An 18,973-nucleotide genomic window follows, 5' to 3' on the forward strand; every position below is an offset into this window, starting at 1 on the left:
AAGAACACCATGATCCTCGTCAAGACAGAAGCAGGCCACCAGGCCCTGAAAGACCGCTCCATCCCGCTGTCGCCACGGCAGCGCTCGGCGTTCATCCTGTTCGACGGCAAAAGATCGGTCGATGACGTGCTGGCCGCGGGCATGGGCATCTTGCGCGAAGACATCGACCAGATGGTCGGCCTGGGCGTGCTGGAGCCTGTGGCGGGCAGCGCGACGGCTCCCGCAGAGGCGGCGGCCGCTGCAGCGGCGCCCGCCCAGGGCTCCTCCGGGCGCAGCAGGCAGCAGCGCTACAAGGACGCCTACCCGATCGCGACCCAGCTGACCGGCAGCCTCGGCCTGAAGGGCTTCCGGCTCAACCTGCAGGTCGAGGGCACGACCAGCTACGAAGACCTGCTGGCGCTGGCCCCGAAGATCCGCGCCGCCGTCGGTGCCGAGAAGGCCGCGGCGCTCGACAAGGCGCTCAACGACTGAGAGTCTTGCCGGATCGCTTCCGACAGGGCTATAATCGCTGGCTTTGCCTTGCCACACTGCGCCCGACGCTGCAGGTGGCTTTTCCTCTTCCTCGGAAGAATCCACAAGGAGTGCCATGCGTCACTACGAAATCATTTTGCTGATCCACCCGGATCAGAGCGAACAAGTTCCGGCCATGCTGGAGCGCTACAAGGGCCTGATCACGGCCGGCGGCGGCAAGGTCCACCGCGTCGAAGACTGGGGCCGCCGTCAGCTGGCCTACCAGATCAACAAGCTCAACAAGGCCCACTACCTGTGCGTCAACATCGAAGCTGAGCAGACCGTGATGGGCGAACTCGAACACGCGTTCAAGTTCAACGACGCCGTGCTGCGTCACCTGACCGTCCAGAAGAAGAAGGCCGAAACCGGTCCTTCGTCGATGATGAAGACGGTCGAGCGCGAAGAGGCCCGCAAGGCCCAGCAGGCCGAGTACGCCGCCAACAACAACTGATGGCGTGACTGCCGCCGCTGCGGCAACCGGGGTCAACCAGCTGCTGCTGACCGCCTCCGTTGCCGAACTCGGAAACCTGCGATTCACGCCAGCCGGCTTGCCCGCCCTAGACCTGAAGCTCGAGCACGAGTCGACGCTCCAGGAGGCAGGAAAGCCCAGGCAGGTGAAGACGGCCCTCAAGGCCGTTGCCTTCGGCGCCATCGCCGAACGGCTCGCAAGACAGTCGATGGGAAGTCTCTGGCGTTTTCAGGGCTTCCTCGCGACACCGGGCAACGGCAAGCATCCGGTCCTGCACATCCAGGATTTTCAGCAAGATTAATTTTCGACAAGAGGTCCCGAAATGGCCACGTTCAAGAAATTCAACAAAGACAAGCGCCCGAAGCGCAACACCCAGTCGCTGCTGTTCAAGCGCAAGCGCTTCTGCCGCTTCACCGTCGCTGGCGTCGAGGAAATCGACTACAAGGACATCGACACGCTGCGTGACTTCATCAGCGAAAACGGCAAGATCATCCCCGCGCGCCTGACCGGCACGCGCGCGATCTACCAGCGCCAGCTGAATACCGCCATCAAGCGCGCACGCTTCCTGGCCATGGTGCCGTACAGCGACCAGCACCGCGTCTAAGGAGTCGACACCATGCAAATCATTCTTCTGGACAAGGTTGTCAACGTCGGTGCCCTGGGCGACATCGTCAAGGTCAAGGACGGCTACGCACGCAACTTCCTGATTCCGTCGGGCCGCGCCCGCCGCGCCACCGCTGCCAACAAGGCCGAATTCGAAGCCAAGCGCGCCGAACTCGAAAAGGCTGCGGCCGCCAAGCTGGCCGAATCGCAAGCTCAAGGCGAAAAGCTCGGTGGCACGACCATCAAGCTGACGCAAAAGGCTGGCGTGGACGGCCGTCTGTTCGGCTCGGTCACCAACGGCGACATCGCTGAAGAGCTGGGCAAGCAGGGCTACAAGGTTGCGAAGTCGCAAGTGCGCCTGCCCAACGGTCCGATCAAGATCGTCGGCGACAGCACCGTGAGCGTGGCCCTGCACACCGACGTGGTGGTCGACATCACCGTGACGGTCTACGGCGAAACCGCCTGATCGTCCACAGCGCCTCGTGCGCTGCGCAAAAGCCGCCTTCGGGCGGCTTTTGTTTTTGTTCTTCAAGGCTTGTTCAGTGACTGTCCACAGGGTTTTGCACAGCACGTACACAGCGTTATGCATGGCGTCGCGGCCGCAGCGCGCGTAGCATACTTTGTTAACTTTCAAGGCCCCATGTCCGCCGTTTTCTCCTATGCCGACAATGATCCGTCGGCCGACCGCCAAGTCGCCCAACTGCGCATTCCGCCTCACTCCATCGAGGCCGAATCGAGCGTGCTCGGCGGCCTGCTGCTCGACAACGGCGCCTGGGACCGCATGGGCGACCTGCTGGTCGACGGCGACTTCTACCGCCACGAACACAAGCTGATCTACGCGGCCATCGGCGGGCTGATCAACGCCAGCAAGCCGGCGGACGTGATCACGGTCTACGAGCAGTTGCAGAACCTCGGCAAGGCCGACGAGATCGGCGGGCTGGTGTACCTGAACTCGCTCGCGCAGTACGTGCCCAGCGCGAGCAACATCCGCCGCTACGCCGAGATCGTTCGCGAGCGCTCCATCCTGCGCAAGCTGGTTTCCGCCAGCGACGAGATCGCGACCAACGCCTTCAATCCGCAGGGCAAGGCGGTCGACAAGATCCTCGACGAGGCCGAACAGAAGATCTTCAACATCGGCGAAGAAGGCACGCGGATGAAGCAGGGCTTCCAGAGCATGGATGCCCTGGTGGTCGACCTGCTCGACCGCGTGACCGAGATGGCCGAGAACCCGAACGACATCACGGGCGTTCGCACCGGCTTCAACGACTTCGACAAGATGACTTCCGGCCTGCAGCCGGGCGACATGATCGTGCTGGCCGCGCGTCCCTCGATGGGCAAGACCTCGCTCGCGATCAACATCGCCGAGCACGTGGCGCTCGACGAAGGCCTGCCGGTGGCCGTGTTCTCCATGGAAATGGGCGCCGCCCAGCTGGCGGTGCGTATCGTGGGCTCCATCGGCCGCATCGACCAGGGCCACCTTCGCACCGGCAAGCTCACCGACGAGGAGTGGCCGCGTCTGACCGAGGCCATCGAGAAGCTGCGCACCGTGTCGCTGCACATCGACGAGACCCCGGGCCTTTCCACCAGCGAGCTGCGGGCCAATGCGCGCCGCCTTGCGCGCCAGTACGGGCGGCTCGGCCTGATCGTGGTCGACTACCTGCAGCTGATGTCCACCAGCAGCTCGGGCGACGAGAACCGGGCCACGGCCGTGGGCGAAATCTCGCGCGGCCTGAAGATGCTCGCCAAGGAACTGAAGTGCCCGGTGATCGCACTGTCGCAGCTCAGCCGCGGCGTGGAAAGCCGTACCGACAAGCGTCCCATGATGAGCGACCTGCGCGAATCCGGCGCCATCGAGCAGGACGCGGACATCATCATGTTCATCTACCGCGACGACTACTACAACAAGGAGTCGAAGGAGCCGGGCGTGGCCGAGGTGATCATCAGCAAGCACCGTAACGGCCCCACCGGCACCGTCAAGCTGGCCTTCCTGAAGCCGCTGACCAAGTTCGAGAACCTGGTCGGCTACAGCAACAACGACGAGTACTGACCCGGCGGCGCCGAAGTCAGCTGGTCGCGCTACCGCTGCCGCTATTGCTGCTGGACCACGACGGCTGGCCGTCCGGCTTCTGCGGCACCACCTTGCCATGCGCCGTCTCGGCATTGACCTGCCGCAGAAGGTCGGCCAGCGTCTTGCCCGGCTCGTCTCGAAAGCGGTCGGGCAGCACCTCGATCGCGTCCATGCGATCCAGCCGGAAGCCCCGGAAATCGTCGCGCAGCTCGCACCAGGTCGACAGCGTCCAGACCTTGCCCCAATAGAAGCAGCCCAGCGGGCGCACCGTGCGCTCGCTGGCGTCGCCCGAGACGTCGCGGTAGTGCAACCGCAGCTTGTTGTGCGACTGGGTCGCCTCGCGCAGCGTCTGCAGCCGCGCGCGGAGGGTGTCGTCCAGGCCCAGTCCGGGCGCGTAGAGCGCCAGCGCCTCGGCCGAGACGCGCGCCGCGGGTGGCAGCACCGACAGGATCTTGCCGAGCCCGGTCTCGATGTCGCGCGCCAGTGCCGGATCGACCCAGCTCTGCGCGAGCCGGGCTGCAGCGACGAGCGCCGCGGCCTCGTCCTGCGTGAACATCAGCGGCGGCAGCTCGAAGCCCGCGCCCAGCCGGTAGCCCACGCCAGCCTCGCCCTCGATGGGCACACCCTGGTGCTGCAGGTCTGCGATGTCGCGGTACACCGTGCGCTCCGACACCTCGAGGCGCTGCGCCAGGAACGCGGCCGTGGTCAGCCGGCGCCCGCGGATGAGCTGCACGAGCTGGAAGAGGCGGTCGGCGCGGCGCATCAGCAGGCCCTGGCGAGCGGGCGAGGGTGGCGTGCGGGCGGGGCGCGCCGGCTCTTGGGGGTGATGCTCATGAAACTCCGATGTGGATCGCCACCTTGTCCGGCCCTTCGTAGGCCTCGAAGTCGCTGCGATAGCGGCGTGCGATTTCCGGGTGCGCCTCGAAATACTGCCAGATGCGCTCCCACGTGGCGATCACCATCTGCGGCATCTGCCCTTCGCCGTTGAAGACCAGGTAGTCGCCGGCTTCCACGGCGAGGCTGTTCTCGCCGCCCGAGACCGCGACGCCCGCCGTGACGTCGAACGCGCCATCCTTGTCCGATTCGTAGGCCGAATAGAGGCTGAAGATGCGCATGTCGGCGGTGCGCTGTGGCGTCGATGCATAGGTTTCCTCGCCGAAGAATCGGCCCCACAACTGGCCGAGGCGGGCGGTTGCAGGGTCGCGTTCCTCGCGGTTGGTGGTGCGGATGGTGAGGCCCGAGACGCGGAATGCATCCTGGCGTTGGCGAACTGGTTCCATGTGCTTTCTCTCCTCAAAGCGATAGTGTTTTCAGGTCGGCCTTCATGGCCTGTGCGATCAGCTTCATGTCGGCGTCGCTGATGTCGAACATGCCGAAGCGGAACTTGTAGCCCCACTGCCTGGGGTTCTCGATGAAGGCCAGCCGTTCGATCAGCGGGGCGATCGGCGCCTCGTGCCCGGCGGCGTAGACCACGTCGCGCCGCCAAGGCACGAAGCCGTTGCCCATGTCGAATTCGTAGGGTTCGCCCGGCTGCACGATGCCGATCGACACGAAGCTCTGCAGCTTGTCCGTGCCGCCGAACATGGTGGCCGGCGAATAGTAGGCGACGCGGTCGCCCGCCGAAAGCCGCTTGAGCGGCGCCTGCTTGCCGTGGCCGACCTGCATGAAGCCCAGCGGCCGGTGGTCGCGCCCGCGCCGCGCATGCTCGGCGCTGGCCACGGCGATCCAGTTGCGCTGCGTCATGGCGAATCACTCCAGCGAATGCAGGCCGACTTCGTTGCCTTCGGTGTCGCGCAGGTGGGCGATGAAGCCAAGGCCGGGCGGCAGCGCCGCTTTGGGCGACACGATCTGCCCGCCGGCGGCTTCGATCCGCGCCAGCACGGCATCGATGCTTGGATTGCAGTCGAGGTAGATGCGAAGGCCAGTGCCGGCGCGTGCGCTGGCATTGGCGCCGGCCTGCAGGGCGCCTCCGGTGGCGGGCTTGTCGTGCGGGAAGATGGCCAGCGTCTCGCCGCCGAAGTCTTCGCGGCGCAGCTTGCGGGCGAGCACGGTTTCGTAGAAGGCCTGTGCGCGATCGATGTCGGCGACAGGGATTTCGAACCAGGTGATGGCGTTCTGCATTCGGGACTCTCTTTCTTTCGTTGCGTTGGAAGGAGCCCTGATGGTGCTGGCGCCCTACTGACAGCGTCTTGTCAGTAGCCTGTCACCACGGATGAAAAAGCCCGCGCTGCTCGGAGAGCGTGCGCGGGCTTGTCCGGGGCGCTGCCCCGGAGGGTCAGAGCACGTCGCTGGCGAAATCGGCCAGGCGCGAGCGTTCGCCGCGCGCCAGTGTGATGTGCCCGCCGTGCGGCCAGCCCTTGAACTTGTCGACCGCGAAGGTCAGGCCCGAGGAGCCTTCAGTGAGGTACGGCGTGTCGATCTGCGCCAGGTTGCCCATGCAGATGATCTTCGTGCCGGGGCCGGCGCGGGTGATCAGCGTCTTCATCTGCTTGGGCGTGAGGTTCTGTGCCTCGTCGATGATCACGTACTTGTTGAGGAAGGTGCGCCCGCGCATGAAGTTCATGCTCTTGACCTTGATGCGGCTGCGGATCAGCTCGTTGGTGGCCGCGCGGCCCCACTCGCCGGCGCCGCCGCCGTCGCCCTTGGCCAGGAACTCGAGGTTGTCGTCGAGCGCGCCCATCCAGGGGCCCATCTTTTCCTCTTCGGTGCCGGGCAGGAAGCCGATGTCCTCGCCCACGCTCACGGTGGCGCGGGTCATGATGATCTCGGTGTAGCGGCGGTCGTCCAGCACCTGCGTGAGGCCGGAGGCCAGCGCCATCAGGGTCTTGCCGGTGCCGGCGGTGCCGGTCAGCGTGACGAAGTCGATCTCCGGGTCCATCAGCAGGTTCATCGCGAAGTTCTGCTCGCGGTTGCGCGTGTTCACGCCCCACACGGCGTTCTTGCCGGAGCTGTAGTCCTTCAGCGTCTTGAGCACCGCGGTCTTGTCGCGGATCTCGGTGACGCGGGCGTACATGCTCGGTTCGCCCGGAGCCTCGAAGTACACGAACTGGTTGATGTACAGGTTGGGCACCAGCGGGCCGCTGATCCGGTAGAAGGTGCTGCTGCCGCTTTGCCAGCTCTCGACGGTCTTGCTCTGGCGAGTCCAGAAGTCGGCGGGCAGGGCGAGCGAGCCGGCGTAGAGCAGGTCGCCGTCTTCCAGCGTCTTGTCGTTCTGGTAGTCGTCGGCGGCCAGGCCCAGCGCGCGCGCCTTGACGCGCATGTTGATGTCCTTCGACACCAGCACGACTTCCCGCCTGGGTTGGCCCGGACGGTCCTTGGCGTACTCGTCGCGCAGCGCGTGCACCACGCCGAGGATCTGGTTGTCGGCCTTGCCCTGGGGCAGGCTCATCGGCAGCGAATAGTCGAGCGGGGCGGTCTGGAAGAACAGGCGGCCGCCGGCTTCGCGGTGGCCGGTGGTGTCGAGCTTCAGGCCCTTGTCGATGTCGGCGTCCTGGGCGGCGGCCAGGGCGTCGAGCGTGCGGCTGGTCTGGCGGCCGTTGCGGGCGACTTCGGTCGTGCCCTTCTTGTGGCCGTCGAGCTCCTCCAGCACGATCATCGGCAGGAAGATGTCGTGCTCTTCGAAGCGGAAGAGGCACATCGGATCGTGCAGCAGCACGTTGGTGTCGAGCACGAACAGCTTGGCCGGGCCGCTGGATTTGCTGCGCTTGGCGCGTGCAGGGGCCTGCGGCGTCGCTGCCGCTGCAGGAGTCGCAGCGGGTTCGGCGACCGGGGCCTTGGTCTCGACCTGGATGAGTGCCTGGGGCGCCGGCGCGCTCACGGGGGCGGGCGTGGCTTTCGACCTGGTCCGGCGGGCAGGGCGCACGGCGGTGGCGCCGCCGGCGCTCTCGGCGCCGACGCTGTCGAACAGCTCCAGCGGCTGCGGGCTGCGCGCCGCGGCTTCGTCGGCGCGCGAATCACCGGAACGGCGCGAGCCCCGGTGCGAGGACCGGGCGGGCGCATCGAGTGCGTCCGGGGAGAGCAATGCAGCGCGTTTCGTGGGGGCGGGGGGCAGTGGCATGTGTCAGATCGCTCGCAGGAAGTGGGAACCAGAAAACGAAAAAGCCGCCTGAAGACCAAGGCGGCTTTGTTCGGAGGATGCGGTCGTGGAGCTCAACGGCATGAGGCCATTATGCACACCGCGGATGACGCGCCGGGAGCTCTTTACGCACCGCGTGGGGCATTTCCCACGCCACAGCGGAAAAGCGCGCCGCCGGCTCGCCGGAAGGCTCTCAGGCAGCCTTCTTGAGGGCCTTGACGGCCTTGAGCACGTCGTCGACATGGCCGGGGACCTTGAGCCCGCGCCATTCGGCCTTCAGGATGCCGTCGGCGCCGATCAGGAAGGTGCTGCGCTCGATGCCCTTGACCTTCTTGCCGTACATGATCTTGTTCTTGACCACGCCGAACATGTGGCACATCTTTTCCTCGGTGTCGGCGATGAGCTCGAAGGGCAGCTCGAGCTTGGCCTTGAATTCGTCGTGCGACTTCATGTTGTCGCGGGACACGCCGAAGACCGTGGCGCCGGCTTTCTCGAAATCCTTGTAACGGTCGCGGAACTGCATCGCTTCGGTGGTGCAGCCCGGAGTGTTATCTTTCGGGTAAAAATACATGACCAGCACGTGGCCGAGATGCGAGGTATTCGAGACCTTGATGCCGCCCGTGGCGTTGGCGTCGAATTCAGGAATGGGTTTGTTGACAACGATCGCCATGAAACTTGTTTTCTCCGTTAGATTCCGCTCCTGAGCCCTCTCGCCCCGTTTCGCACCGGGCTTGCTCAAAGAGTGGAGGATTGGTCGTTGCTAACTTTGGGGTAGCCGGCCTGTTCGCAACCCGGTATTTTACCCCGAAAACACCCCCATCAGCCACCCACGGGGCTCTCCACGAGGAGGGCGGCGATCACGTGCCTGCCTTCGCCGGCCAGGATGTTGTAGGTCCGGCAGGCTGCCGCGGTGTCCATGGTCTCCACGCCGGTGCGCTGGGCCATCAGCGGCTTGAGCCAGACTGGCTGGGGGAAGCGGATCCGGTTTCCGCTGCCGAAGATGATCAATTCGGCGCCCAGTGATGCCAATTGCGCGAAATGTTCGGGGCCGATCTGGTCGAAGCTCGAACAATTCCATTCGAAGCGCTCGCCGCGCGAGCCGACTACCACGCTGCCCTCGACCTTTTCGTTGTTGATCGCCACCCAGCCGGGACCGTGTGCGGTGAGAGACTGAGCGTCGGATTTGTCGGGCTGTAGCTTCATCTGGGCACTGGGAACTGTGGTCAAATTATAGGTTTTCCCTAGTGCCACGGGGCTCGCAAGGGCCTTTGATTCCGCGTAAGCAAACTCTAACCCGCGCCCGGGAGGGCCCTTTGAAGCAGCTCAAGAAATCGGCCAAGCTGGCCAACGTCCTCTACGACATCCGCGGCCCGATCATGGACGCCGCCAAGCAGATGGAAGAAGACGGCCAGAAGATCATCAAGCTCAACATCGGCAACCTGGCCGTGTTCGGTTTCGATGCTCCCGAGGAAATCCAGCAGGACATGATCCGCAACCTGCCCACCTCGGCCGGCTACTCCGACAGCAAGGGCGTCTTCGCGGCACGCAAGGCGGTGATGCACGAGACGCAGAAGCAGGGCGTCGCGGGCGTCACCCTCGACGACATCTACCTCGGCAACGGCGCCAGCGAGCTGATCGCCATGTCGACCAACGCGCTGCTCAACGACGGCGACGAGTTGTTGCTTCCGGCCCCCGACTACCCGCTGTGGACCGCCTCCACCAGCCTCTCCGGCGGCACCCCGGTGCATTACCTGTGCGACGAGGCCAACGGCTGGATGCCGAATCTCGACGACATCCGCGCCAAGATCACGCCGCGCACCAAGGGCATCGTGGTCATCAACCCGAACAACCCGACGGGCGCGCTGTATTCCGACGACCTGCTCAGGAGCATCGTGGCCATCGCGCGCGAGCACGGCCTCGTGATCTTCGCCGACGAGGTCTACGACAAGGTGCTGTACGACGGCGTGAAGCACACCGCCATCGCCAGCCTGTCGACCGACGTGCTCACGCTCACCTTCAATTCGCTATCCAAGAGCTACCGATCGTGCGGCTACCGCGCCGGTTGGCTGGTGGTGTCGGGCGACAAGCGCAGCGCGCAGGACTACATCGAGGGCCTGAACATGCTCTCGAACATGCGCCTGTGCGCCAACGTGCCGGGCCAGTGGGCCATCCAGACGGCGCTCGGCGGCTACCAGAGCATCAACGACCTCGTGTGCGAGGGCGGCCGCCTGCGCCGCCAGCGCGACCTGGCCTACGAGCTGATCACCGCCATTCCGGGCGTGAGCTGTGTCAAGCCGAGCGCTGCGCTCTACATGTTCCCCAAGCTCGATCCGGAGGTCTATCCCATCGAGGACGACCGCCAGTTCTTCCTCGAGCTGCTGAAGGAAACCCGCGTGATGCTGGTGCAGGGCACCGGCTTCAACTGGGCGACGCCCGACCACTTCCGCATCGTGTTCCTGCCCCACGAGGACGACCTGCGCGAGGCCATCAACCGCATCGCGAAGTTCCTGGAGCAGTACCGGCTGCGCCGCAAGTCGCGCCAATGAACTCCGCCCGCATCGCTGCCGCCGCGGCGCTGTCGTTCGCCGTGCTTTCCCCTGGCGCCGCCGGTGCGGCCGGCAAGGAGGGCGTCTCGTTCTCGCACAACGACTGGGAACTGGCCTGCGACAACACGCGCACCTGCCGTGCCGCCGGCTACCAGTCTGAAGGCGCGGACATCACGGAGCCGGTGTCGATGCTCATCACGCGCAAGGCGGGCCCGGACACATCCGTCGAGATCGAACTGCAGACCGGCGGCGAGAAGCCTGCCAAGGGTCCGGTGCGCGTCAAGGTCGGCAAGGCCACCTTGTCCGGTCTCAAGGACAGCGCCGCCAGCCTCGACCAGGACCAGGTCCGCGCAGTGCTCCCCGAACTGCTCAGGAACGACGACGCCACGCTCACGGACCGCGGCGGGCAGAAGTGGGTTCTTTCGCTCTCCGGCCTCAATGCCGTACTGCTGAAGATGGACGAGGTCCAGGGCCGCGTCGGCACGCCGGGCGCGCTGGTGCGCCGCGGCAGCAAGCCCGAATCATCGGTGCTGCCGCCCGTGCCGGCGCCGGTCGTGAAGGCCGTCGTGCCGCCGAAGGCCAGGCCCGGCGACGACGCGCTGGCCGCGCGCATCTTCCCGTCGCTGAAGCAGTCCGACGCCAAGGACGATTGCAACAACCACGAAGACTTCAACGCCAAGTCGCTGAACGTCACGCGCCTGACCGATCGCAAGGTGCTGCTGTCCTTCGGCTGCGGCATGGGCGCCTACAACTACTCCAGCCTGCTCTGGATCGCCAACGACAAGCCGCCCTATGCGCCTGTCGCCATCGAAGCCAACGGCGATTTCGACGAGAAGGACGGCAGCGTCACTTCCTCCATGAAGGGCCGCGGCATCGGCGACTGCTGGTCGAGCGAGACCTGGAGCTTCGACGGCAAGGGCTTCGTGCGCACCGCCGCCGCGGGCGACGGCATGTGCCGCGGCTTCGCGGGCGGTGCCTGGAGCCTGCCGCGCTACGTCACCCGCGTGGAGCTCTCCGAGCCGTCCGCCACCCCATCCAAACCCTGAACGCCATGAGTGCGACTCTCCCAATGAAACCCATCCAAGTAGGCCTGCTCGGCGCAGGCACGGTCGGCAGCGGCACCTTCAAGGTGCTCCAGCGCAACCAGGAAGAAATCAAGCGCCGCGCCGGCCGCGGCATCGAGATCGCCATGGTGGCCGACCTCGACACCGCCCGTGCCCGCGAAGTGGCAGGCGAGGGCGTGAAGGTGGTGAGCGATGCGCGCGAAGTCATCGCCAACCCCGAGATCGACATCGTCATCGAGCTGATCGGCGGCTACGGCATCGCCAGGCAGCTCGTGCTCGAGGCCATCGCGGCCGGCAAGCACGTGGTCACGGCCAACAAGGCGCTGCTGGCGGTGCACGGCACCGAGATCTTCGCGGCCGCGCACGCCAAGGGCGTGATGGTGGCCTTCGAGGCCGCGGTGGCCGGCGGCATCCCGATCATCAAGGCGCTGCGCGAAGGCCTCACGGCCAACAGCATCCAGTGGCTGGCCGGCATCATCAACGGCACCACCAACTTCATCCTCTCGGAGATGCGCGACAAGGGCCTGGACTTCGCGACCGTGCTCAAGGAAGCGCAGCGCCTGGGCTACGCCGAAGCCGACCCGACCTTCGACATCGAAGGCGTGGACGCCGGCCACAAGGTCACGCTGATGAGCGCGCTGGCCTTCGGCATCCCGGTGCAGTTCGACAAGGCCCACATCGAGGGCATCACCAAGCTGGCCGCGCAGGACATCAAGTACGCCGAGCAGCTCGGCTACCGCATCAAGCTCTTGGGCGTCACCAAGCGCACCGCCAAGGGCATCGAGCTGCGCGTGCATCCCTCGCTCGTCCCGTCGAAGCGTCTGCTGGCGAATGTCGAAGGCGCGATGAACGCGGTAGTGGTGCATGGCGACGCAGTGGGCACCACGCTCTACTACGGCAAGGGCGCCGGCAGCGAGCCGACCGCCAGCGCGGTGATCGCCGACCTGGTCGACATCACCCGCCTGCACACGGCCGATGCCGCGCACCGCGTGCCGCACCTGGCCTTCCACCCCGATGCGCTGAGCGACCTGCAGGTGCTGCCGATGTCGGAAGTCGTCACCAGCTACTACCTGCGCCTGCGCGTGGCCGACCAGGCCGGCGTGCTCGCCAAGGTGACGGGCCTGCTTGCCACTGCAGGCATCAGCATCGACGCCGTGCTGCAGCGCGAAGCCGACGAGGTGGGCGGCGAGGGCTCCACGCAGACCGACCTGATCATCCTCACGCACGACGCGCGCGAGGGCACGGTCGACGACGTCCTGGCCGAGCTGCAGGCGCTGCCGACCGTGCTCGAACCCATCGTGCGCATCCGCAAGGAAGAGTTGAAGTGAATTACCTGAGCACCCGCGGCCACCCCGACCGCAAGCGCTTCTGCGAAATCCTGCTCGAAGGCCTCGCGCCCGATGGCGGCCTCTACCTGCCCGAGCAATACCCGCAGATCGACACCGCCACGCTTGCCAAGTGGCGCAAGCTGCCGTACGCCGAGCTGGCCTTCGAGATCCTCTCGCTGTACATCGACGACATTCCGCCGGCCGACCTGAAGGCGATCTGCGCGAAGACCTACACGGCCGAGGTGTTCGGCACCGACGAGATCGTGCCGCTGCGCGAGCTGGAAGACGGCGTGTACCTCGAGGCCCTGTCCAACGGCCCCACGCTGGCCTTCAAGGACATGGCGATGCAGTTGCTGGGCAACCTGTTCGAGTACGAACTGGCCCGCCGCGGCGCCGAGCTCAACATCCTGGGCGCCACCAGCGGCGACACCGGCAGCGCGGCCGAGTACGCCATGCGCGGCAAGAAGGGCGTGCGCGTCTTCATGACCTCGCCCGACGGCCGCATGAGCCCGTTCCAGCAGGCGCAGATGTTCAGCCTGCAGGACGCGAACATCCACAACATCGCCATCACCGGCGTGTTCGACGACTGCCAGGACATCGTCAAGGCCGTGTCGAACGACCTGGCCTTCAAGCGCAAGTACCGCATCGGCACGGTCAACTCGATCAACTGGGCGCGGCTGCTGGCGCAGGTCGTCTATTACTTCGCGGGCTACTTCCAGGCCACGGCGGCCAACGACAAGCCGGTGAGCTTCACCGTGCCCTCGGGCAACTTCGGCAACGTCTGCGCGGGCCACGTGGCGCGCATGATGGGCCTGCCGATCCACACGCTGGTGGTCGCCACCAACGAGAACGACGTGCTCGACGAGTTCTTCCGCACCGGCGTGTATCGCGTGCGCGGCGCGGTCGACACGCACGAAACCTCCAGCCCCTCGATGGACATCAGCAAGGCCAGCAACTTCGAGCGCTTCGTGTTCGACCTTGTCGGGCGCGATACGGCCAAACTGCGCAAGCTCTTCGTGGACGACCTGGGCCTGAACGGCAGCTTCGACCTGAGCGCCGATCCCGCATTCGCGCAGGCCGCCGCGCGCTTCGGCTTCCGCAGCGGCCGCAGCACGCACGCAGACCGCCTGGTCACCATCCGCGACACCGACAAGCGCTTCGCGACCTTGGTCGATCCGCACACCGCCGACGGCCTCAAGGCCGCGCGCGAGCAGCTCAGCCCCGGCGTGCCGATGGTGGTGCTCGAAACGGCGCTGCCCATCAAGTTCGCGGCCACGCTGGTCGAGGCGCTGGGCGAGGAGCCCGCGCGCCCGAAGAAGTTCGAAGGCATCGAGGCGCTGCCCAAGCGCGTCGTCAAGCTGCCGGCCGACGCGGAAGCGGTCAAGGCCTACATCGCGGAACACTGTGACTGACCACGGCGAGGGCTGCGCATGAAGGTCGTCGGTTTCGCCGGCTACTCCGGCGCGGGCAAGACCACGCTGCTCGAGCGCCTCATTCCCGCGCTGAAGCGGCTGGGCCAGCGAGTGTCGGTGGTCAAGCATGCGCACCACAAGTTCGACATCGACCATCCGGGCAAGGACACCTGGCGCCACCGCGAGGCCGGCGCCTTCGAGGTGGTCGTCGCCTCCGACAAGCGGCTTGCCGTGATGCGCGAATTCGAGGCGCCGGTCGAGCTCAGCGTGCACCAGCTGCTGGCCGAGGTGCACCCGGTGGCCGACTGGGTGCTGGTCGAGGGATTCCGGCACAGCGACGTGCTCAAGATCGAGATCTGGCGCGAGCCCGGGGCGAACGAGCCGGTGCGGCCCGTGCTGTACCCCGACGATCCCTTCGTCGTCGCCGTGGCCACCGATGCGCCGGCCAGCCTGCCGCTGCCCACCGGGCGACCGCTCTTCGACCTCAACGACGCCGAGGCCATTGCGAAGTGGTTGATCGACAGCGGTGAGCGCTTCGAATACAACCCCGATCACCATGGCTGATTCCCCCGTTCCCTTCGCCGCTTCTTCCTCGCGCCCGCCGCTGATGCCCCTGGACGAGGCGATCGCGGTGCTGCTTGCGAAGGCGCAGCCGGTGCTGCCCACCGAAAGCGTCGGCACCTTCGACGCCGACGGTCGCGTGCTCGCGCAGGACCTCGTCTCCGGCCTCACGGTGCCGCCGCGCGACAACAGCGCGATGGACGGCTACGCCGTGCGCGTGGCCGACTGCGCCGCGTCGGGCGCCGAGCTGAAGGTCGCGCAGCGCATTCCCGCCGGCACCGTCGGCACGCTGCTCGCGCCCGGCACCGCGGCGCGCATCTTCACCGGCGCGCAGATTCCCGAGGGCGCCGACGCCGTCGTGATGCAGGAAGACACCGCTGCCGTGCCGCAGGACGGCAGCCTGGGCTCGGTGCGCATCGCCATCATGCCGGCGGCCGGCCAGTGGATTCGCCGCGCGGGCGAGGACGTGGCCGCCGGCGACGTGGTGCTTCGGAAGGGCGAGCGCCTGACGCCCGCCGCGCTCGGCCTTGCCGCGAGCGTCGGCTTCGACCGCCTGCAGGTCGCGCGCAAGCCGCGCGTGGCGATGCTCTCCACCGGCGACGAGCTGGTGATGCCCGGCGAGGTCGCGCCCGATGCGATGAAGCCCGGCGCCATCTACAACTCCAACCGCTTCTTCATGCGGGCCCTGCTGCACCGGCTGGGCTGCGAGGTGAACGACCTGGGCATCGTGCCCGACAACCGCGAAGCCACCGTCGTCGCACTGCGCGACGCGGCCGAGGCGAGCGACCTGATCATCACGACCGGCGGCGTTTCGGTGGGCGAGGAAGATCACATCCGCGCCGCGCTGCAGGCGCTGGGCGAGCTGCAGCTGTGGTCGCTGTCGATGAAGCCGGGCAAGCCCTTCGCCTACGGCTCCATCGCGCGCAGCAGCGGGCAGGGCGCCTGCCACGTGACGGGGCTGCCGGGCAATCCGGTGTCGAGCTTCCTCACCTTCCTGATGCTGGTGCGCCCCTTCCTGCTGACGCTGCAGGGCGCCGCGCGCGTCGCACCAGAGGCGGTGAAGATGCGCGCCGATTTCGACTGGCCCCGCGCCGACAAGCGCCGCGAGTTCCTGCGCGTGCGCCGCAACGCGGCCGGCGGCCTCGACCTGTTCGCCAACCAGAGCTCGGGCGTGCTCACCTCGATGGTCTGGGGCGACGGCGTGGTCGACAACCCTGCGGGCAGGACGATCAAGTCGGGCGAGCTCGTCGAATTCATTCCCTTCGCATCGCTGCTGGGTTGAGCCGCATGAAAGTCCAGGTCCGTTATTTCGCCTCGGTGCGCGAGGCGCTTTCCAGCAGCGGCGAAGCCGTCGAGACACGAGCCGAGACGCTTGCGGCCCTGCGCGACGAGCTCATCGCCAGGGGCGGCGCCTACGCCACCGCGCTGGCGCGCGGCAAGGCGGTGCGCATGGCGCTCGACCAGGCCATGAGCGACGAAGCCGCAGCCTTGAGCGAAGGCTGCGAGGTCGCCTTCTTCCCCCCGGTCACGGGCGGCTGAGGCGCGCGTCCAGCGCCACGAGGCGCTCGCGCAGGCCCTCGGAGGCCCGGGTCATCGGCGAGCGCAGTTCGTCGGCCATCTCGCCCTTGTGCGCCAGGAGCGCCTTCAAGGGGCCCGGGTTGGGTTCGGCGAAGAGCATTTCCACCAGCGGCTGCAGCGGCTGCCATTCGGCGCGCGCCTCGGCCAGGCGGTTCTCCGCCAGCAGGCGCACCAGGCGCACGAAGCGCGGCGTCTGCACGTTGCCGCTGGCCGCGATGGCACCCGCGCCGCCTTCGGCCATGGTGCCGAAGATCTGGTGGTCCTCGCCCGTCAGCACCTGCAGCCGGCCGTCGGCGATCACCGCGCGTGTCTTGCCCATGTCACCGCCGCAGTCCTTGATGCCGCGAATGCGGGGGTGCGCGGCCAGCGCCAGCATCGTCTCGCGGGTGATGGTGACGCCGGTGCGGTAGGGGATGTCGTAGACCAGCACGGGCACCGAGCTGGCGTCGGCGATGGCGCGGAACCACTCGAGCAGGCCGGCCTGGGAGGGGCGCACGTAGTGCGGCGCGGCCACCAGAAGGCCCGCGATCGGGCGCTCCGAGAGCTTGCGGGCCCAGGCGATGGCCTTGCCCAGGTGGTAGCCCGAAATGCCCATGACGACCGGCAAACCGCCGGCCGCTGCCAGCACGGTGTCGAGCACCGCCAGTTGCTCGGCTTCGTCGAGCGCGGCGGCCTCGCCGGTGGAGCCGCAGGGCACGAAGCCGGTCACGCCTTCGCTGGCGAGGCGGCGGACCAGGGCGGAGAGAGCGGCATGGTCGACCGCGCCGTCGCGGAACGGCGTGACGAGGGCCACCCAGAAGCCGGAGAAATCGGGGGTGGCGGGGTTCTGTTGTTGATGAGGCACGCGGGGCTTCCTTTCAGGAATCGACCGATGGAAAGAACCATCGTCCGATGCGCGCGCAACCCAGTGAGGGGCCAAAGCCTTCTGCAGGTTCCGTCGCTCATCCGACGACGGAACCTCGGCTCCGGTCAGACGAGCTTTGGTTTTTTGGCTTTGTCGTTGCTGCTGCCTTGGCCGGCGCGACGGTCTTCAAGGCGCGAAGGCACCGGGAAGAGCGTGGGCGTGGCAAGGCAGGGCATGGGCAGAGTCTATCGCGATGACACAATTCGGACATGAGCCTTGCCCGTGTTTCGATCCAGACGAACGATTTCGACCTCTCGCGGGAAGTCGCCGCGTTGCGTGCCGGCGACAAACGCGTGGGCGCCGTCTGCAGCTTCGTGGGCACCGTGCGAGACCGCAACGACGGCAGCAGCGTCTCGTCGATGGAGCTGGAGCACTACCCCGGCATGACCGAGAAGGCCATCGAGGCCATGATCGACGAGGCGCATCGCCGCTTCGACATCCTGGGCGCGCGCGTGATCCACCGCGTCGGCCTGCTGCAGCCGGAAGACCAGATCATGATGGTGGCGGTGGTGTCGGCCCACCGCGGCCAGAGCTTCGAGGCCTGCGAGTTCCTGATGGACTACCTCAAGACCCAGGCGCCCTTCTGGAAGAAGGAGCAGACGCCCGAAGGCGCCCGCTGGGTCGATGCGCGCGTGGCCGACGACGCGGCCCTGGCGCGCTGGGGCATCAGCGCCCCGAACGCCTGACTTGAATCTGTTCCCTCTCCCTCTGGGAGAGGGTTAGGGTGAGGGCAGCCGCACTCATTCGACGACTTGCTCTTCTTGCGAAGGCCGCTGGCCCTCACCCCAATCCTCTCCCCGAGGGGAGAGGGAGCAAGACTTCAGAGTGGCTTGAAGCCGCTGGACTGGATGATCTTTTCCCAGGTCTGCGTGTACGTACGCACGCGGCCGGCGAACTGGCCTTGGGGCTCGTAGCCCACTGTCAGGCCCATCGTCGTGAGCTTCTGCTTCACGTCGGGCATGGCCAGCACCTTCTGCAGCGCATCGCCGTACTTGTCGATGATCGGCTGCGGCGTGCCCACCGGCGCGAAGATGCCGTAGTAGGGCAGGTCTTCCAGGTTCGAGAAGCCCAACTCGGTGAAGGTCGGCACGTTCGGGAGCACGGCCTGGCGCTTGGCGCCGATGGACGCCACGATGCGGACCTTGCCGGCCTTGTGGTTCTCGATGAAGTCCGGCACCGAGGCGATGCCTGCCGTGATCTGGTTGCCCAGCATGTCGGCCGTCATGGGCGCGCTGCCGCGGTAGGGGGCGGGCTGGACGTCGATCTTGTACTTGTCCGAGATCATCTTCACCAGGAACTCGGGGATCGATGCCGGCGCGGGGATACCGATGGTCTCCTTGCCGCCCTTCTGGGTGCGGACCCACTTCACGTATTCGTCGATGCTCTTGGCCGGCGTGCCGCCCGAGACGGCCAGCACGTTGGCGAAGGTGGCGAAACCGGCCACGGGCACGAAGTCGGTGGCGGGGTTGAAGCCCGGGTTCTTCACCACCTGCGGCAGGATCGAGATGGTGTGGTCGTGCGACAGGAACAGCGTGTGGCCGTCGGCCGGGGACGACTTCAGCACCGTCGCCGCGATCTGCCCGCCCGCGCCGGCGCGGTTCTCGACCACCACCGGCACGCCCAGCACGTCCTTGAGCTTTTCGCCCAGCGTGCGGGCGATGGCGTCTGTGCCGGCACCGGCGGGGAAGCCCACCAGCAGGCGCACGGGCGTACCGCTTTGCGCCTGCGCAAGGCTGCAAAGCCCCGCTGCAGCCATAAAGAGACCCACGCTGATCGCCCGGCGCACCGGTTGAACGCGCATTGAAAAAACCATGATCGACTCCATTCGAGAGAGAGAAATGCCTACGGGCGGGAG

At 66.8% G+C, this 18,973-nt stretch carries 23 protein-coding genes; 14 read left to right on the forward strand and 9 right to left on the reverse strand.

Features of this window, described 5'->3' with window-relative positions:
- Positions 1-9: 9 nt before the first annotated feature.
- The 6 genes from ACAM57_RS10460 (at position 10) to dnaB (ending at position 3,629) form a co-directional block, all read left to right on the forward strand.
- Positions 10-471: a hypothetical protein gene (locus tag ACAM57_RS10460; protein WP_369661589.1), complete on the forward strand. Its 462-nt coding sequence runs from the start codon at positions 10-12 to the stop codon at positions 469-471.
- Between the two features lie 115 nt (positions 472-586).
- The gene (gene rpsF, locus ACAM57_RS10465) at positions 587-961 is read left to right on the forward strand and encodes a 30S ribosomal protein S6 (protein WP_019655917.1); all 375 of its coding nucleotides are present in this window, start codon (positions 587-589) and stop codon (positions 959-961) included.
- A gap of 4 nt (positions 962-965) precedes the next feature.
- On the forward strand, positions 966-1,280 hold the full coding sequence (gene priB, locus ACAM57_RS10470; RefSeq protein WP_126025882.1) for a primosomal replication protein N: 315 nt from the start codon (positions 966-968) through the stop codon (positions 1,278-1,280).
- Between the two features lie 21 nt (positions 1,281-1,301).
- Complete coding sequence (gene rpsR, locus ACAM57_RS10475) at positions 1,302-1,583, forward strand: 30S ribosomal protein S18 (RefSeq protein WP_007830781.1); 282 nt, start codon at positions 1,302-1,304, stop codon at positions 1,581-1,583.
- Between the two features lie 12 nt (positions 1,584-1,595).
- Positions 1,596-2,048: a 50S ribosomal protein L9 gene (gene rplI, locus ACAM57_RS10480; protein ID WP_126025881.1), complete on the forward strand. Its 453-nt coding sequence runs from the start codon at positions 1,596-1,598 to the stop codon at positions 2,046-2,048.
- Between the two features lie 174 nt (positions 2,049-2,222).
- Positions 2,223-3,629 (forward strand): replicative DNA helicase, encoded by a 1,407-nt coding sequence (gene dnaB, locus ACAM57_RS10485; RefSeq protein ID WP_093203332.1) that lies wholly within the window; start codon positions 2,223-2,225, stop codon positions 3,627-3,629.
- 16 nt (positions 3,630-3,645) lie between these two features.
- Here the strand turns inward: dnaB and ACAM57_RS10490 are convergent, their stop codons facing one another.
- The 7 genes from ACAM57_RS10490 to ACAM57_RS10520 form a co-directional block, all read right to left on the reverse strand.
- The gene (locus ACAM57_RS10490) at positions 3,646-4,413 is read right to left on the reverse strand and encodes a helix-turn-helix transcriptional regulator (RefSeq protein WP_369661590.1); all 768 of its coding nucleotides are present in this window, start codon (positions 4,411-4,413) and stop codon (positions 3,646-3,648) included.
- A gap of 67 nt (positions 4,414-4,480) precedes the next feature.
- The gene (locus ACAM57_RS10495; protein ID WP_126025879.1) at positions 4,481-4,930 is read right to left on the reverse strand and encodes a GyrI-like domain-containing protein; all 450 of its coding nucleotides are present in this window, start codon (positions 4,928-4,930) and stop codon (positions 4,481-4,483) included.
- Positions 4,931-4,943: 13 nt separating this feature from the next.
- Positions 4,944-5,393: an EVE domain-containing protein gene (locus ACAM57_RS10500; protein WP_369661591.1), complete on the reverse strand. Its 450-nt coding sequence runs from the start codon at positions 5,391-5,393 to the stop codon at positions 4,944-4,946.
- 6 nt (positions 5,394-5,399) lie between these two features.
- Positions 5,400-5,771: a VOC family protein gene (locus ACAM57_RS10505; protein WP_369661592.1), complete on the reverse strand. Its 372-nt coding sequence runs from the start codon at positions 5,769-5,771 to the stop codon at positions 5,400-5,402.
- Between the two features lie 154 nt (positions 5,772-5,925).
- A complete protein-coding gene (locus ACAM57_RS10510) occupies positions 5,926-7,707 on the reverse strand; it encodes a PhoH family protein (RefSeq protein ID WP_369661593.1) in 1,782 nt (593 codons plus the stop codon).
- 211 nt (positions 7,708-7,918) lie between these two features.
- On the reverse strand, positions 7,919-8,395 hold the full coding sequence (locus ACAM57_RS10515) for a peroxiredoxin (RefSeq protein ID WP_019655927.1): 477 nt from the start codon (positions 8,393-8,395) through the stop codon (positions 7,919-7,921).
- 149 nt (positions 8,396-8,544) lie between these two features.
- Positions 8,545-8,928 (reverse strand): Mth938-like domain-containing protein, encoded by a 384-nt coding sequence (locus tag ACAM57_RS10520; protein WP_126025875.1) that lies wholly within the window; start codon positions 8,926-8,928, stop codon positions 8,545-8,547.
- Between the two features lie 110 nt (positions 8,929-9,038).
- Here ACAM57_RS10520 and ACAM57_RS10525 point away from each other — a divergent pair, with 110 nt between their 5' ends.
- From ACAM57_RS10525 to moaD, 7 genes are read left to right on the forward strand one after another with little or no spacing between them, the layout of a single operon-like run.
- Positions 9,039-10,271, forward strand: coding sequence for a pyridoxal phosphate-dependent aminotransferase (locus tag ACAM57_RS10525; RefSeq protein WP_126025874.1), 1,233 nt, complete (start codon positions 9,039-9,041; stop codon positions 10,269-10,271).
- On the forward strand, positions 10,268-11,317 hold the full coding sequence (locus tag ACAM57_RS10530) for a DUF1176 domain-containing protein (protein WP_369661594.1): 1,050 nt from the start codon (positions 10,268-10,270) through the stop codon (positions 11,315-11,317). Before ACAM57_RS10525 ends, ACAM57_RS10530 begins: the two co-directional genes overlap by 4 nt.
- Positions 11,318-11,340: 23 nt before the next feature.
- Positions 11,341-12,663: a homoserine dehydrogenase gene (locus tag ACAM57_RS10535; RefSeq protein ID WP_369661595.1), complete on the forward strand. Its 1,323-nt coding sequence runs from the start codon at positions 11,341-11,343 to the stop codon at positions 12,661-12,663.
- On the forward strand, positions 12,660-14,075 hold the full coding sequence (thrC, locus tag ACAM57_RS10540) for a threonine synthase (RefSeq protein ID WP_369661596.1): 1,416 nt from the start codon (positions 12,660-12,662) through the stop codon (positions 14,073-14,075). The genes ACAM57_RS10535 and thrC overlap by 4 nt, the downstream gene beginning before the upstream one ends.
- Positions 14,076-14,093: 18 nt before the next feature.
- Positions 14,094-14,639 carry a molybdopterin-guanine dinucleotide biosynthesis protein B gene (gene mobB, locus ACAM57_RS10545; protein ID WP_369661597.1) on the forward strand — a complete coding sequence of 182 codons (546 nt, stop codon included), beginning with the start codon at positions 14,094-14,096 and terminating at the stop codon, positions 14,637-14,639.
- The gene (gene glp / locus ACAM57_RS10550; protein WP_369661598.1) at positions 14,632-15,918 is read left to right on the forward strand and encodes a gephyrin-like molybdotransferase Glp; all 1,287 of its coding nucleotides are present in this window, start codon (positions 14,632-14,634) and stop codon (positions 15,916-15,918) included. Before mobB ends, glp begins: the two co-directional genes overlap by 8 nt.
- Before the next feature lie 5 nt (positions 15,919-15,923).
- Positions 15,924-16,175 (forward strand): molybdopterin converting factor subunit 1, encoded by a 252-nt coding sequence (gene moaD / locus ACAM57_RS10555; RefSeq protein ID WP_126025868.1) that lies wholly within the window; start codon positions 15,924-15,926, stop codon positions 16,173-16,175.
- Here the strand turns inward: moaD and dapA are convergent.
- On the reverse strand, positions 16,162-17,058 hold the full coding sequence (gene dapA / locus ACAM57_RS10560; RefSeq protein ID WP_369661599.1) for a 4-hydroxy-tetrahydrodipicolinate synthase: 897 nt from the start codon (positions 17,056-17,058) through the stop codon (positions 16,162-16,164). The genes moaD and dapA overlap by 14 nt on opposite strands.
- A 269-nt stretch (positions 17,059-17,327) precedes the next feature.
- On the opposite strand from dapA, the gene ACAM57_RS10565 reads away from it, so the two are divergent.
- Positions 17,328-17,804 (forward strand): molybdenum cofactor biosynthesis protein MoaE, encoded by a 477-nt coding sequence (locus ACAM57_RS10565; RefSeq protein ID WP_126025866.1) that lies wholly within the window; start codon positions 17,328-17,330, stop codon positions 17,802-17,804.
- 134 nt (positions 17,805-17,938) lie between these two features.
- Here the strand turns inward: ACAM57_RS10565 and ACAM57_RS10570 are convergent, their stop codons facing one another.
- Positions 17,939-18,931 (reverse strand): Bug family tripartite tricarboxylate transporter substrate binding protein, encoded by a 993-nt coding sequence (locus tag ACAM57_RS10570; protein ID WP_184641328.1) that lies wholly within the window; start codon positions 18,929-18,931, stop codon positions 17,939-17,941.
- Between the last annotated feature and the right edge of the window lie 42 nt (positions 18,932-18,973).

The sequence above is a fragment of the Variovorax sp. V15 genome (assembly GCF_041154425.1).
Classification (GTDB): domain Bacteria; phylum Pseudomonadota; class Gammaproteobacteria; order Burkholderiales; family Burkholderiaceae_C; genus Variovorax; species Variovorax guangxiensis.